Genomic DNA, 14,975 nt, shown 5'->3' on the forward strand with positions numbered 1-14,975 from the left:
ACGGTTCAGGTTGAAGCTGAAGTCCATTCAGACGCCCTCCACGCGTTGCCGCGGATGCACGGGGTGAGACGCGGCGCGGCGGGCGCGGCCACATGAATAGCACGCGCAACGCTGGCAGCGCGCATGGCGTTCAGGGAAAGCGCGATCGGGAAAGGCAAGACGCATGGAGACCGTATTTCGTTTGGCGTTGACGACGCACCGTCCGCAAGTGCGGGACCGGGCCGGCGACCAGCCTCGCGGGACCCGCCAGGCCGGCTTGCCTTGTTCAGGAACGGCACGACACTACACAACCTTCGTGACAGATTCAACCTCGCGCTCGATGGCGCCACACGCCCGCCGGCAAGGGCTTTGCGCGTCCTTTCAGGGCGCCTTCGGGGACCTTGCGCTGGCGCTCGAATACCCCGCCCGTCGACGCTATGCTGCACCGTGCAGCCACTCAGGCATGCAAACTGCATCGGGACGGCCCGCACAAGGGCGTCTGCGGATTCTCAGGCAGCATTCGAGAGTTAAAATCGTCGCACGGCAGCGGCTGCCAACTGTTAAAACTGTTGTCACACGCGGCCACGCATTGCCTCGTTTTCCCGGATGCCAGCCATCCCGCCCGCCAATGCACCATGCGCGCCATGCGCCTGAACGAACCAGAAGGCCGATGAACAGGAGACTCTTGCGTCAGGCTGCCGTGTCCCCCGCGGTTACGGTGGCGGTCGTCGTGGCGGTCGCGCTCGTCTGCTGGCTGGTCGCGGGCTGGCTCGCCGAGCGCATGGTGCGCCAGGAGCTCGACACCGCGCTCGGCGTGCAGCGCCAGATGACGCGCTCGGTCGTCGACAACATGGCCGAGGTCATCGCGAGCGATCTGTCGATGTCGCGCGCCGTCCCCGCGACCATGGCCGAAACCGCCGTGGTGCAACAGGCGCTGGCCGAGGCCGGGCATTATGCCGCGTCGCGCCCGTCTGCGGAACTGGCGCGGCGCGAGGCGCTGCAAAGCGCGCCCGCGCTCGTGGCCGTCAACGGCTTCCTGCACGACGCGCAAGGCTTCTCCGGCTTCGACGCCATCTGGCTCGTGAACAACAACGGCATCTGCATCGCGTCGAGCAACGCCATGGAGAAAATCTCCTACGTGGGCATCGACATGCGCTCGCGCAACTATCTGAGCGACACCCTGCTCGGCGCGTTCTCCGAGACCTATGGCGTGGGGACCTCGAGCGGCGAGCCGGGCATCTTCGTCGCCGCGCCGGTCTATAGCGACGGCTTGCTCGTGGGCGCCGTGCTCGCCAAGGTCAGCATCGCGCGCCTGCGCCACTGGGTGACGCACGCGGGCACCTTTGTCTCCGACAGCAACGGCGTGATCGTCATGGCACATGACAGCAAGCTCGAAGGGCTCGCCATGCCGGGCTCCCACGTCGAGGAGATGAACGCCGTCGATCGCGTGAATACCTATCTGCGCGAGCGCTTCTCGGAACTCCCGCTGCACAGCGCCGCCCACGCCGCGACGCGCGAGGCCCCCTGGATGCCGGCGAGCGAGGCGCAGGCGTTCGTGGACCTGCCCGGCCTGCGCTCCCCGGCGCTCTATGAGCATCGGGGCGGGCTCAATTCGGGGCTCACCGCCCATCTCGTCGATCCGCTCAACGCGTGGCCCGAGTTGCTCGCCAATCAACGGCGCGACCGGCTGCTGATCTTCCTCACGCTCACGGGGTCGACGGCGCTCGCGGCCGTGATCTCGATCTCGTGGGTACGCGAGCGCCGCCTGCACCGCGCAAGCCGCGACCTCGCGGAGCAACTGCAGGCCGCCAACTCGCTGCTGGCCGCCGAGGCGCGCCACGACGCCCTCACGGGCGCGCTCTCGCGCCGCTATTTCCTCAATCTGCTGCGCCGCGAGATCGATGCTGCCTACGCGAGCGGCAGGCCGCTGTGCATGGCGATCGCCGACCTCGATCACTTCAAGCAGATCAACGACCGCTTCGGCCACCCCGCGGGCGATCGCGCGCTACAGCACTTCGTCGAGACCTGCCGCGCCGAGTTGCGCTCCGACGACGCCGTCGGGCGGCTCGGCGGAGAGGAGTTCGGCATCCTGCTGCCGGCCACGTCGCTCGCCACCGGGCAGGAAGTGGTCGAGCGCCTGCGCCGCGAGGTGAAGGCGAGCGTCTGCGCCGGGCTGCCCAGCGAAGCGTATCTGAGCGTGAGCATCGGCATCACGGAGCTCGCGGCGTCCCAGGACCAGCCCGAGCGCCTGATGAGCCGCGCCGATCTCGCGCTCTACATGGCGAAGGCGGGAGGCCGCGACCGCTGCGAAGCGATGGCCTCCGACGGCGCCGCGCCGCCGCGCGCCACCGCGGCGACCTGGTAAGCCGGGCGGCAGCCGCGCGTGGCTATCGCAACCCCGTCTACCCAAGCCATTACTTACTTAATTGCAGGACTCGTCCCGGGCTTTCGCCTCTGACGCGGTATGATCGAACGAACGGAGCGCGTGGCGTCGTGCGGCGCGCATCGCCGTAGCAAGTCGCTCAGCACATAGGAGGCATGCATGAAGGGAAATCTGGTCATCGTCTGCCGCGATCAGGATGCTCTCGCGTTCGACCAGTTGATGGTCGAATACGGGGCGTTCCAGACGCGCCTGTCATCGACCGCGTGGTACCTGAAGCTCGAAGCCGCACCGGAGCTGGTTCAGGAAGAGATTCTTGCCCGCCTCGGCAAGTACACGACGCACTACATCTTCGAGGCCGACAGCGTCGTCTACAACACCGTCGATAGCGAGGCCGCCGCCGCGCTCGATACGCTGTTCTCAGCCTAGGGCCTGTTCACGCCAATAACAGGCCCTGCCAACAAGCGCTTAGCCAACCCGCGCCGCACGCCGGCGCTCACCAGATCTGCGCCGCCTCGGCGACCGTGCGCTCGACCACCTCGACCGGGAACGTCATGCGCACTTCGAGCCCACCGCTCTGGCCGTTGCGGATGGCGATTTCCCCACCCGCCCGACGCACGAGCCGCTCGACGATCGCAAGTCCCAGACCGCTGTGGCCGTTGCCGCCGCGCGCGGGATCGAGGCGCACGAACGGACGGCTCGCCTGCGTGAGGTCCTGGTCGGCGATACCCTTGCCGTGGTCGCGCAGGGTCAGCGTGAAAGCGTCCCCGTCGCGCGAGGTCTCGATCACCACGGGCGGCGCGCCGTAAGCGTGCGCGTTGTCGAGCAGGTTCGACACCACACGCTCGAGCGTAGCCGCGGGCAGGCGGAAGTCCGCACCGGCTTTCAGGCGGCGCTCGATCGCGAGCGTCTCGCCACCCACCGTGCGGTAGTTGCGCGCCATGCGCTCGCACTGGTCGTCCACTTCGACGGGTTCGCTGCGATCGGCGCCATCATGCGCGAACACCAGAAATTGGTCGACGATATGCGCCATCGATTCGACGTCGCGCACCACGCCGTCGCGCACTTTCTGCTCGTCCATCATTTCGGCACGCAGACGCAAACGCGCGAGCGGCGTCTTCAAGTCGTGCGCGACGCCCGCGAGCATGACCGCCCGGTCTTTCTCGGTGCGCTCGACTTCCTTCACCATCTGATTGAAGCCGCGCGTGAGCTGGCGCATCTCGCGCGGACCGCGTTCGTGCACGGGCGGCACCGGCTGGCCGCGCCCGAAGCGCGCAACCGCCTGGGCGAGCGCGCGCAGCGGCTGCTGCAGCATCCACGCGGCCACCAGCGCCGCGATCACGGCCGCCGAGAAGATGATGACGAACCACGGCACCGCGCGGTCGATGGGCCGCATCAGGCGCAGCGGCTGCGCCGGCACCACGATCCAGCGCGCGTCGTGCGGTCCGCGCACCCATAGCATGGGCGGATGCCCGGGCGGGCCGATGCGCACGTCGGTGCCGGCCGGCATGCGGTCGCGCATGTCGTCGATGAAACGGCGCAGGCCTGTGGGCATGTCCGGCTGGACCGGCGGCACCGCGGGGCTCGCCGGGTCGACCAGCTGCACGCGCGAGGGCAGCGGCTGGTCAGGCTCGCGCTGCACGTGCTGGCGCACGGCGTCGACGAGGAACACCGCCTCCTCCACCGCGTAGCGCGACTGCATCTGGTCGCGCTCGAGCCGCATCAGCGCGAACCACGCGACGTGAGAGATAAGCAGAACGCCGATGAAGAGCAGCGCGAGCCGCCCGAACAGCGAATCAAACGGCCGGCGCATGACTGTTCTGTTCGCCGTCCGGCACGAAGACATAACCGCGGCCGCGCACGGTCTGGATGAAGCGCGGCGTGGACGGGTCGGTCTCGAGAATGCGGCGCAGGCGCCACACCTGCACGTCGATGCCGCGGTCGGTGCCGTCGTACTCAGGACCGTGCAGCAGTTCGAGCAGGCGCTCGCGCGTGAGCGTGCGCATGGGGTGATTGACGAAGATCTTCAGGAGCGCGAACTCGCTGCCCGAAAGCATGATGGGCTTGCCTTCCTGCTGCAGCGTGCGCGACTGGAAGTCGAGCATGAAGCGGCCGAACGAGAACGGCTCGCGCTGCTCGGGCGCGGCGGCCGAGGGCACCGTGCGGCGACGGCGCAGCACCGCCTGCACGCGCGCAAGCAACTCGCGCGGGTTGAAGGGCTTGCCGAGATAGTCGTCGGCACCGAGCTCGAGACCGACGATGCGGTCCACGTCGTCCGCGCGCGCGGTCAGCATGATGACGGGAATGTCGTCGCCCGACGCGCGCAGCTTGCGCAGCGCGGTGAGCCCGTCGACGCCCGGCATCATGAGATCGAGCACGATCAGGTCGGGGCGCTCGCGCTCGAGCCGCCGCTCGAGCGAGCCCGCATCGTGCAGCACCGACACTTCCATGCCCTGCCGCGCCAGATAGTCGCGCAGCAGGTCGCGCAGTTCGACGTCGTCGTCGACGACCAGAATTTGAGTAGCCATGAACGAAGTGTAACGCGCGCATGAAAGCCGTTTGCTTACACGAAAGCAGTTTGGGTTACCGGGTGTTACCGCGAAAGGCGCGTGTAATGTCGCGTAATGACCGCGGCCGGGGCCGTAACACGCGGCGCCCATCCGCTCGATACGCTAGGGACACCGGTTGCGGACGCCCTCTCCTTCAAGTGGCGCCGTGCCAGACCGGACACCTTCAAGGATCTGTCAGGAGCATCACCATGTATAAGACCACTTCGCGCCTTCTCGCCATCGCCGCAACCTCGCTCGCCCTCACCCTGGGCGCCACCGCAGCCAACGCGCAAACGCCGCCGCCCTCGGGCAGCCCGGCCATGATGCACGGCGGCCACGACATGCACGGCGATTTCATGATGGGATTCAAGAAGCTGCACGACAAGCTGAACCTGAACGCCGCCCAGGAAAAGCAATGGCAAGCCGCGCTCGACACCATGAAGCAAAACCACGAGGCCATGCGCAAGAACCACGAGCAGCTCAAGCAGCAGTTCGATTCGATGAAGAACCAGCCGATCCTCGACCTGAACGCGATGCACACCACGCACCAGCAGATCGAGCAGCAGGACGCGCAACTGCGCGAGCAGACCGCGCAGGCCTGGCTCAGCTTCTATAACGGGCTGAACGATCAGCAGAAGACCACGGTGAGCACGGCGCTCAAGGAGCGCTTCGCGAAGATGGAGCAGCGCCGCGAGAAGATGCGCGAACACTGGGGCGAGCATCACAAGGGCGCGGCCTCGGCCCCCGCGGCGCAGTAAGCGCCTCGTGCGACGCGGCCGGGCAGCGCACCGCCCGGCTTGTCGGCTCGATACAAAACGCCGCGGGACTTGCGTCCCGCGGCGTTATTCATTTCGGCCCGGGCCCGAGCGCGCCTCGAGCCGCTCCCGAGCCCGCGCTCACACCACGTCGGCCACGCCGGCCACGTCGAAAAGCAGCACCTCGGCGGCCTCGCCGTTCGCGAGCGTCACGGCCGTTTCGGCCTCGATCATCGCGGCGTCCCCGGCCGCCAGACGCTCGCCGTTGACCTCCAGCGCACCGCGCGCCACGTGCACGTACGCGCGCCGTCCCGGCGGCAGCGCGTACCCGGCGCGCTCGCCGCCGTCGATCAGCGCGGCGTGGATCGACGCATCGGCCTGCACCGTCACCGAACCATCGCGCCCGTCCGGCGAGGCGATCAGGCGCAGGCGCCCGCGTTTGTCGGCGTCGTCGAAACGCCGCTCCTCGTAGCCCGGCGCCCCGCCAGGCGCGGTGGGCAGCAACCAGATCTGCAGCAGATGCGCCTCTTCGTCCTTCGAGGCGTTGAACTCGCTGTGCATGACGCCCGTGCCCGCGCTCATGCGCTGCACGTCGCCGGGGCGGATGGTCGAGCCGTTGCCCATGCTGTCGCGGTGCGCGAGCGCGCCCGAGAGCACGTAGGTCACGATCTCCATGTCGCGGTGGCCGTGCGTGCCGAAGCCGCCTCCGCCCGCGATGCGGTCGTCGTTGAGCACCCTGAGCGCCCCGTAATGCACGTGCGCTTCGTCGAAATAGTCGGCGAACGAGAAGCTGTGCCAGCTGTCGAGCCAGCCGTGATTGGCGTGGCCGCGTTCGCTGGCGCGTCGGATCGTAAGCATGGGCATTCTCCGGTTAGTCATGTCAATACAGCTAAATTGGGGCGAGCGGCCCGCGGCACAATCCGCAGCGGCGCACCGCAGCGTTTCTGCAGCGACCTCAATGGTTCGCGCGCGTGGCCGCAGCGCGCCGCATCAAAGCGATGCACTGACGGCGGGCCTGGGTCGGCTCAGCGGCGCACTCCGTCACGTTCCTTCCCCAGAGTCTGTCAGACTGAAGCCACACGCCAAGATGCAGGCGACCGCGCCGCCACCCGCTTCGGGTAAAATACCGCGCTTTTCGAGCACGGCCGGTCAGGCACGGCCGGTCAGGCGCGGCCGTTAAGCGCGGGCTCCAAACGCTGTGCGCGTCCGACCCGCATTTTTGATCGCCTAGAATAGCGGCGCCGGTCACGAGCCGGCCCGCGCGAAAGCGGACCGGCGCCCCGCCCTGAAGTCGCCCTCAAATGGCTCTCGGGCGGGCCTCGGGAAAACCTCAGGCAGACGCACCGGCAGAGGCCGAGCGGTGCCGACCCGGCACCTTGCTGCGCGGCACCCATACGGCGCCGCGCCCGTATCAGCTTTGCATGGGACCAGCGTAACGCGCTCTGCATGGGGCCGGAGTAAGTGCTAAAGCACCCACTCCGGCCGACAGCTAAAGCGCGAGCTCTGGTCGACAGGAGAATGATGAAGAAGTTTGCAGTGTGCGTCGCGCTCGCCCTTTTGGCGGGCAGCGCCGCGGCCAAGGAATGGAAAACCGTGCGCATCGGCGTCGATGCGAGCTATCCACCGTTCGAGTCCAAGAATGCCAGCGGCCAGATCGTCGGTTTCGACGTCGACCTGACCAAAGCGCTCTGCGCGCGCATGAACGTGAAGTGCGTCTGGGTCGAGAGCGACCTCGACGGCATCATTCCCGCGCTCAAGGCCCGCAAGTTCGACGCGATCGTCTCGTCGCTGTCCATCACCGACCAGCGCCGCACGCAGATCGACTACTCCGACAAGATGTTCGACGCGCCCGCGCGCATGCTCGCGAAGGCCGGCTCGCCGCTGCTGCCCACGGTGGCCTCGCTCAAGGGCAAGAACGTGGGCGTCGAGCAGGGCTCGACCCAGGAGGCCTACGCGAAGGCTCACTGGGCGGGCAAAGGCGTGAACGTCGTGTCGTACCAGAATCAGGATCAGGTCTATCAGGATCTGATGTCGGGACGCCTCGACGCGACGCTGCAGGACGAGGTCCAGGCCGACGTAGGCTTCCTGAAGACGCCGCGCGGCAAGGGCTTCGCGTGGGCGGGCCCGGCGGTGGAGGATCCGGCGACGATCGGCGACGGCACCGCGATCGGTCTGCGCAAGGAAGACACCGACCTGAAGGCGCAGTTCAATACCGCACTGGCCGCCATCCACAAGGACGGCACGTTCGATCGAATCGCGAAGCAGTACTTCGACTTCGATATCTATAAAGGCAAGTAAAGAAAAAGACGGAGACACACGGCGCCCACCGGCGCCGCCGTCGCGAAGCACGCGGCCAGCCAAGCTGGCCGCGCATGAACGGACTTGAAGCGCGGCAGCCTCTGCCGCGCCATTCTCGGGGCGCCTTCCAGCGTTGAGACGCCCCGTCGAGGACTCACCTATGTTTCTTCAAGGCTACGGCCCGCTGATCCTCGCCGGCACCTGGCAGACCGTCAAGCTCTCGGTGCTCTCGCTCGTGCTCTCGTTCGTGCTCGGCCTCCTCGGCGCGGGGGCGAAGCTCTCGAAAAACCGCGTCGTCTATGGCGCGGGCACGGCCTACACCACGCTCATTCGCGGCGTGCCTGATCTCGTGCTGATGCTGTTGCTCTTCTACAGCCTGCAGATCTGGCTGAACATGCTGACCGACCGGCTAGGCTGGGACCAGATCGACATCGACCCGTTCCTTGCGGGCGTCATCGTGCTGGGCTTCATTTACGGCGCGTACTTCACCGAGACCTTCCGCGGCGCCTTTCTCGCGGTGCCGCGCGGCCAGCTCGAAGCGGGCCACGCCTACGGCATGACCAACTGGCAGGTGTTCAAGCGCATCATGTTCCCGCAGATGATGCGCTTCGCCCTGCCCGGCATCGGCAATAACTGGCAGGTGCTCGTGAAGTCCACGGCGCTCGTCTCGATCATCGGCCTCGCCGACGTCGTGAAAGCGAGCCAGGACGCCGGCAAGGGCACGTTGCGCTTTTTCTTCTTCACCCTGCTCGCGGGTGCGATCTATCTCGTCATCACCACGGTCTCGAACTTCGTGCTGATGTATCTCGACAAGCGCTACTCCACCGGTGTGCGCAAGGCGGATCTCTGAACCGCACGAGGCCAAGACCATGCAAGACTTCGTCCAACTGATCCAGCAATACTGGCGCAACTATCTCTATAGCGACGGCTATCACTTCACCGGCGTCGCCATCACGGCGTGGCTGCTCGTGATTTCGATCGGCATCGGCTTCTGCCTCTCGGTGCCGCTCGCGGTCGCCCGCGTCTCGAAGCGCAAGTGGCTCTCCAGACTCGTATGGCTCTACACGTATGTGTTCCGCGGCACGCCGCTCTACGTGCAGTTGCTGCTCTGCTACACGGGCCTCTATAGCCTCGACATCATCCGCAACCACGAGCTGACGAGCGCGTTCTTCAGAAGCGGCATGAACTGCACGCTGCTCGCGTTTGCGCTCAACACCTGCGCGTACACCACCGAAATCTTCGCGGGCGCGATCAAGGCGACGCCCTACGGCGAGATCGAAGCGGCGCGCGCCTACGGCATGTCGCCCTTCACGCTGTATCGCCGCGTGATCCTGCCTTCGGCGCTGCGCCGGGCGCTCCCCTACTACAGCAACGAAGTCATCCTGATGCTGCACGCAACGACCGTGGCGTTCACGGCCACCGTGCCCGACATCCTGAAGATCGCGCGCGACGTGAACTCGGCGACCTACCAGTCGTTCGGCGCCTTCGGCATCGCCGCCCTGCTGTACCTGATCATTTCTTTCACGCTCGTGTGGCTGTTCCGCCAGGCCGAGCGCCGCTGGCTCGCGTATCTGCGGCCCCAAGGCAAGTGAGCCCGCACCGAGGTATTTGATGAACTCCCAGAAGCAGAAACTTTTCGTCGACTCGCTCCACAAGAAGTACGGCGACCATGAGGTCCTGAAAGGCGTCTCGCTCAAGGCGAACGCCGGCGACGTGATCAGCGTGATCGGCTCGTCCGGCTCGGGCAAGAGCACGATGCTGCGTTGCATCAACTTCCTCGAGCAGCCCAACGCGGGCCGCATCGTCGTCGACGGCGAGGAAGTGGCGACCCGCGCGGACAAGCGCACCGGTGCGCTGCACGCGGCCGACTTGAAGCAGTTGCAGCGCGTGCGCACCAAGCTCGCGATGGTGTTCCAGCACTTCAACCTGTGGTCGCACATGAACGTGCTCGAAAACGTGATCGAGGCGCCCGTGCACGTGCTCGGCATCTCGCGCAAGGAAGCCGAGGAGCGCGCGCGCACGTATCTGGAGAAGGTCGGCCTCGCGCCGCGCGTGGAAAAGCAATATCCCTCGCATCTCTCGGGCGGCCAGCAGCAGCGCGTGGCGATCGCGCGCGCGCTCGCGATGAACCCCGACGTCATGCTCTTCGACGAGCCCACTTCGGCGCTCGACCCCGAGCTCGTGGGCGAAGTGCTCAAGGTGATGCAAAAGCTCGCCGAGGAAGGCCGCACGATGATCGTCGTCACGCATGAAATGGGTTTCGCGCGCAACGTCTCGAACCACGTGATGTTCCTGCACCAGGGCCGCGTGGAAGAGGAAGGCGTGCCGGCCGAAGTGTTCGCGAATCCGACGAGCGAGCGGCTGCGGCAATTTCTCTCGGGCAGCCTGAAGTAACGCTCCCGTCTGGTCTCGACTACATCCGATTCCTGGAATGTAGTTAAAGTAGTATTTCAAGGCGCTTTCAGCGCCTTTTCTTTTTGCCTTCGCAATTCTGCCCAACAGCCCGCTTTACGCAGCAAATCCGCGCATTTCGCCTTACTCCTGACGATATTTCGCGTCAATAGTGGCAATCCTGAAGATCCTCCGCCAGCAAACGTGTGTGCCTTGTCCTACAAGGCTTTAGACATACTTTTGAGATGGTGCCGACCACCATCCAGGACGTGCGTATGGCAATTTGACGACACCCCGCCCCTGCCAAGCGATTTCGGTCGCCACTGCCAGTCTTTTTTGCTAAATTAGTAACCAAAGTAGCAAAACAAAGTTCGTTAAAAGTAGTTTCACTTCAAATAAGAACGGGAGATGCCAGTCAACCAGGGGATCTGCAAGACGACTCGAACAGGTTGTCCTGCTCGCATCGTTTCCGTACGCCGATCCTCGGGGCACGCTCCCTATGCGACAACTTCTGTCCGCAGCACCCCGAAGGCGCGCGGACGTCTTTCGCAGTACTTAGGTTGACTCTTTGACAGGGTATGGAGGAGAAGATGAAGAAAGCTTTGCTCGCCGCAGCGTTGATGTCGGCTGGCGTAGTCGCGCATGCGCAAAGCAGCGTGACCCTTTACGGCCGCCTCGATGCAGGCATTGCGTACATGAACGGCATCGGCGTGGGCGGCGGCCCCAATGGCCCCGCGACCAGCGGCAAGAGCCAGGTTCAACTCGAAAGCGGCTACTGGGGCACCAGCCTCTGGGGCATGAAGGGTGTTGAAGACATCGGCGGCGGCAACAAGGTGCTGTTCCAGTTGGAAGGCAGCTTCAGCACGGCAACGGGCGCGCTCGGCTCGTCCGGCTCGATCTTCAATCGCTGGGCCACCGTCGGCATGGCCAACGACCAGTTCGGTACGCTGCTGCTGGGTCGCGAGCTGTTCATCTCGAACGGCATTTGGGACTTCGACCCGTTCGGCCAGTCGAACTGGTCGTCGGCATCGCTCGTACGTGGCCGCAACTGGCCGCAGTCCAGCAACAACATTTCGTACCAGTCGCCGAAGCTGTACGGCTTTGACGTGTACGGCCAATACTCGTTCTCGAACCAGACGAGCTGGAACGGCAACAGCACGGCAGCCGGCGCCCAAGGTCGTCAAGACGGTATCCAGCTGACCTATACGAGCTCGCTGTTCCAGATCCGCGGCCTGTACGACGAAATCCGCAACCCGACGAACGGCACGCTCGGCGGCGCGTACGATCCGACCGGCGTCAACGCGGGCAACACCCCTCAAGGCGTCTTCGCCTACTCGCGCGACTACATGGCGATGGTCAACGTGTTCCTCGGACCGTTCAAGGTTCAGGGCGGGTACGAAGCCGTCCGCTCCTCGGGCATGACGGGCCAGCTGATCGGCCAGCCGACCACGCTCGACCACGAATGGGGTGGCGTGACGTGGCAAGCCACGCCGGCAGCGGCGCTGATCGCGGCGGTCTACCACGTCAACGCCAACAACGGCGGCGGCAACGCCACGCTGTACACGGTCGGCGGCTCGTACAACCTGTCCAAGCGCACGCTGCTCGACCTCCAGGTCGCAACGGTGCAGAACAGCAAGTCGGCCAACTTCGGTCTGAACGCCAACAACTACGGCGATTCGGCTGCGACGACCAACCCGCTCATCGGCCACAGCCAGACCGGCGTGTACGCAGGCATCCAGCACTCGTTCTAAGTTGCAGCGAGTGTAGACAGTACAGTTTCATCCACGTTTTCACGCTGCTGCGAGAGGCGCGTATCGGTGCGATATCCCAAACGGGTATCGCACCGTTTTTTATGGTGGGGACGGGCCGCGCGAGCGGTGCCGTCCCCTGTTTCTTTGTAGTGGTGCTGCGAAGCGGGGGCGCTGGCGCCTCAAACCGCCGCTTCGTTTTCTTCGCCCGTGCGGATGCGGATCACACGCTCGACATCGGTGACGAAAATCTTGCCGTCGCCGATCTTGCCCGTGCGGGCCGCGCCGATGATCGCGTCGATCACCTGGTCGGTCTGGTCGTTGGCGACCACCACCTCGATCTTCACCTTGGGCAGGAAGTCCACCACGTACTCGGCACCACGGTAGAGCTCCGTGTGGCCCTTCTGGCGGCCGAAGCCCTTCACTTCGGTGACGGTCAGGCCCGTGAGGCCCACTTCGGCGAGCGCCTCGCGCACTTCGTCGAGCTTGAACGGTTTGATGACGGCGGTGATGCGTTTCATGACGATCCTCTCTGACTCAGTTGATATGCGGGTTATGTGTGGCTTGTCGGCCGGAAATTCGGCGACGGTCCTGCGATTTTACGCTGTGCGAGTCCATATCAAGACGCGGCGGCAGGCGGCGGCGCGCTCGCGCGCTCCGCGTCGGGCACGCGCTCGAGATCCGCGAGCCACACTGCCGACTCCGAATCGCTCGGCGCGCGCCAGTCGCCGCGTGGCGAAAGCGAGCCACCCGAGCCCACCTTCGGGGCGTTCGGAATGCAGGTGCGCTTGAACTGGCTCGTGCGGAAGAAGCGGTCGAGGAAGATGCGCAGGTTGCGCTTGATGGCCGCGAGATCGTACTGATTGCGCGCGACCTTCGCGTTCTCGGGCCATGCGCCCGTCTCGCGGTCGCGCCACGCATGGCGCGCGAGGAACGCGACCTTCGATGGGGCGAAGCCGAAGCGCAGCGTGTAGTAGAGGTTGAAGTCCTGCAGCTCGTACGGGCCGATCGTGCTTTCGGTCTTCTGCTCGGGTGCGCCATCGGATTTGCCGGGGATCAGCTCGGGGCTGATGTCGGTGGCGAGGATCGCTTCGAGCACGTCGCGGCCGCTCTCGCCGTTCTGGCCGATCTGCCCCGTCTCCGCGACCCAGCGCACGAGGTGCGTGATGAGCGTCTTCGGCACACTGGCGTTCACGTTGTAGTGCGACATGTGATCGCCTACGCCATAGGTGCACCAGCCGAGCGCGAGCTCGGAGAGATCGCCCGTGCCAATCACGATCGCGTGATTGAAGTTGGCGAGGCGGAACAGATGGTTCGTGCGCTCGCCCGCCTGCACGTTCTCGAATGTGATGTCGTAGCTCTCCTTGCCCGCCGAATACGGATGGCCCAGGTCTTCGAGCATCTGCATGCAGCTCTGGCGAATGTCGATCTCGCGCGCCGTGCAGCCCACCAGCGCCATGAGCTCGCGCGCCTGGCGCAGCGTGCGCTCGCTGGTCGCGAAGCCCGGCATGGTGTACGCGAGAATATTGGCGCGCGGCAGCCCGAGGCGGTCCATCGCCTTCGCGCAAACCAGCAGCGCGTGCGTGGAATCGAGCCCGCCCGACACGCCGATCACCACCTTCTTGATGCCGGCCTGCGAGAGCCGCTGCACGAGCGCTTGCACCTGGATGTTGTAGACCTCGTTGCAGCGCTCGTCGCGGCGCTTCGGATCGGCCGGCACGTAAGGGAAGCGCTCGACGCGGCGCGCGAGCGCCAGCGTCTCCTGCTCCCACGCGCCCCTGGCCGCCGCCGCGCCACCCGCGAGCTCACAGCGGATCACGCGGAACTTCGCGACCTCGTCGGCGTGGCGGCGCACCGAATCGCCGAAGGTGGTCTGGCGGATACGCTCCTGCTGGAGTCGATCGAGATCGACGTCGGCGTAGATCAGGTGCGAGTCGTCCAGAAAGCGCTCGGACTGCGCAAGCAGCTCGCCGTTTTCGTAGACCAGCGCCTGGCCGTCCCAGGCCATGTCGGTGGTCGATTCGCCCTGGCCCGCCGAGGTGTAGAGATAGGCGGCGAGGCAGCGCGCCGACTGCTGCGAGACCAGCTGATGCCGATACCCCGCCTTGCCCACCACCACGTTCGACGCGGAAAGATTGACGAGCACCGAAGCGCCCGCGAGCGCCGCGAACGACGACGGCGGAATCGGCACCCAGACGTCTTCGCAGATCTCCACGTGAAAGCGCAGGCCCGGAATTTGTGCCGCTTCGAACAGCAGCGACGCGCCGAACGGCACGTCCTCTCCGACGAGGCGCACGGTGTCGGTGCTCGCGCAATCGGCGGCGCTGAACTGGCGCGGCTCGTAGAACTCGCCGTAGTTCGGCAGATAGCTCTTGGGCACGACGCCCGCCACGCGCCCGCCCGCCACAACCGCCGCGCAGTTGAAGAGCGCATGGCCGACGCGCACCGGCAGCCCCACGATCATCACGAGCGGCAGCTTGGCCGACGCCGCCACGATCTGCGCCAGCGCGCGCTCGCAGGCGTCCAGCAGCGCCTGCTGGTGGAAGAGATCGTCGCAGCTATAGGCAGACAGGCCCAGCTCGGGAAACGCGATCAGCGCCGCGCCGCCGGCTGCGGCCTCGCGCGCGAGCGCGAGCGTCTGTTCGGCATTGAAGGCCGGATCGGCCACGCGGCAGCGCGGCACGCCCACGGCCACGCGCGCGAAGCCATGCGAATAGAGATTGAAGAAGCGCTCTGTCATTTGGATAACCGATAAGCGATGGGGGCCGCGACATCTGCTGGCGCTCGGGCCATCCCGGCATTGCGGCCCTCACCCGTTCGGGTGGATTGCTTTACCATGACCGTTTGCCGCGGCGCCGCGAGACTCGCGTGTGTG

General features: G+C 65.8%; 13 protein-coding genes. 8 read left to right on the forward strand and 5 right to left on the reverse strand.

Features of this window, described 5'->3' with window-relative positions:
• Positions 1-649: 649 nt before the first annotated feature.
• Both EYW47_RS24675 and EYW47_RS24680 read left to right on the forward strand, forming a co-directional pair.
• A complete protein-coding gene (locus EYW47_RS24675) occupies positions 650-2,344 on the forward strand; it encodes a diguanylate cyclase (RefSeq protein WP_133197465.1) in 1,695 nt (564 codons plus the stop codon).
• Between the two features lie 177 nt (positions 2,345-2,521).
• The gene (locus EYW47_RS24680; RefSeq protein WP_028219326.1) at positions 2,522-2,788 is read left to right on the forward strand and encodes a double-stranded DNA-specific endonuclease; all 267 of its coding nucleotides are present in this window, start codon (positions 2,522-2,524) and stop codon (positions 2,786-2,788) included.
• A 67-nt stretch (positions 2,789-2,855) separates the two neighbouring features.
• On the opposite strand, the gene EYW47_RS24685 is transcribed toward EYW47_RS24680, so the two are convergent.
• On the reverse strand, positions 2,856-4,172 hold the full coding sequence (locus EYW47_RS24685) for an ATP-binding protein (RefSeq protein WP_133197466.1): 1,317 nt from the start codon (positions 4,170-4,172) through the stop codon (positions 2,856-2,858).
• Positions 4,156-4,887: a response regulator gene (locus EYW47_RS24690; RefSeq protein WP_028219324.1), complete on the reverse strand. Its 732-nt coding sequence runs from the start codon at positions 4,885-4,887 to the stop codon at positions 4,156-4,158. The genes EYW47_RS24685 and EYW47_RS24690 overlap by 17 nt, the downstream gene beginning before the upstream one ends.
• 230 nt (positions 4,888-5,117) lie before the next feature.
• Here EYW47_RS24690 and EYW47_RS24695 point away from each other — a divergent pair, with 230 nt between their 5' ends.
• Positions 5,118-5,666 carry a Spy/CpxP family protein refolding chaperone gene (locus EYW47_RS24695; RefSeq protein ID WP_133197467.1) on the forward strand — a complete coding sequence of 183 codons (549 nt, stop codon included), beginning with the start codon at positions 5,118-5,120 and terminating at the stop codon, positions 5,664-5,666.
• A gap of 138 nt (positions 5,667-5,804) precedes the next feature.
• On the opposite strand, the gene EYW47_RS24700 is transcribed toward EYW47_RS24695, so the two are convergent.
• Complete coding sequence (locus EYW47_RS24700; protein ID WP_133197468.1) at positions 5,805-6,521, reverse strand: pirin family protein; 717 nt, start codon at positions 6,519-6,521, stop codon at positions 5,805-5,807.
• A gap of 663 nt (positions 6,522-7,184) precedes the next feature.
• On the opposite strand from EYW47_RS24700, the gene EYW47_RS24705 reads away from it, so the two are divergent.
• The 5 genes from EYW47_RS24705 to EYW47_RS24725 all read left to right on the forward strand — a co-directional run bounded on the left by EYW47_RS24705 (position 7,185) and on the right by EYW47_RS24725 (position 12,103).
• The gene (locus EYW47_RS24705; protein WP_133197469.1) at positions 7,185-7,961 is read left to right on the forward strand and encodes an ABC transporter substrate-binding protein; all 777 of its coding nucleotides are present in this window, start codon (positions 7,185-7,187) and stop codon (positions 7,959-7,961) included.
• 160 nt (positions 7,962-8,121) lie between these two features.
• Complete coding sequence (locus tag EYW47_RS24710; RefSeq protein ID WP_133197470.1) at positions 8,122-8,811, forward strand: ABC transporter permease; 690 nt, start codon at positions 8,122-8,124, stop codon at positions 8,809-8,811.
• Positions 8,812-8,830: 19 nt separating this feature from the next.
• Positions 8,831-9,553 carry an ABC transporter permease gene (locus tag EYW47_RS24715; RefSeq protein ID WP_028219319.1) on the forward strand — a complete coding sequence of 241 codons (723 nt, stop codon included), beginning with the start codon at positions 8,831-8,833 and terminating at the stop codon, positions 9,551-9,553.
• Between the two features lie 19 nt (positions 9,554-9,572).
• Positions 9,573-10,355 (forward strand): ABC transporter ATP-binding protein, encoded by a 783-nt coding sequence (locus tag EYW47_RS24720; protein WP_133197471.1) that lies wholly within the window; start codon positions 9,573-9,575, stop codon positions 10,353-10,355.
• Positions 10,356-10,942: 587 nt separating this feature from the next.
• The gene (locus EYW47_RS24725; protein ID WP_133197472.1) at positions 10,943-12,103 is read left to right on the forward strand and encodes a porin; all 1,161 of its coding nucleotides are present in this window, start codon (positions 10,943-10,945) and stop codon (positions 12,101-12,103) included.
• Positions 12,104-12,282: 179 nt separating this feature from the next.
• On the opposite strand, the gene EYW47_RS24730 is transcribed toward EYW47_RS24725, so the two are convergent.
• Both EYW47_RS24730 and EYW47_RS24735 read right to left on the reverse strand, forming a co-directional pair.
• Positions 12,283-12,621 (reverse strand): P-II family nitrogen regulator, encoded by a 339-nt coding sequence (locus tag EYW47_RS24730; protein ID WP_133197473.1) that lies wholly within the window; start codon positions 12,619-12,621, stop codon positions 12,283-12,285.
• 98 nt (positions 12,622-12,719) lie between these two features.
• Positions 12,720-14,840, reverse strand: coding sequence for an NAD(+) synthase (locus EYW47_RS24735; RefSeq protein WP_133197474.1), 2,121 nt, complete (start codon positions 14,838-14,840; stop codon positions 12,720-12,722).
• Between the last annotated feature and the right edge of the window lie 135 nt (positions 14,841-14,975).

It is taken from the genome of Paraburkholderia silviterrae (assembly GCF_004353915.1).
Classification (GTDB): Bacteria; Pseudomonadota; Gammaproteobacteria; order Burkholderiales; family Burkholderiaceae; genus Paraburkholderia; species Paraburkholderia silviterrae.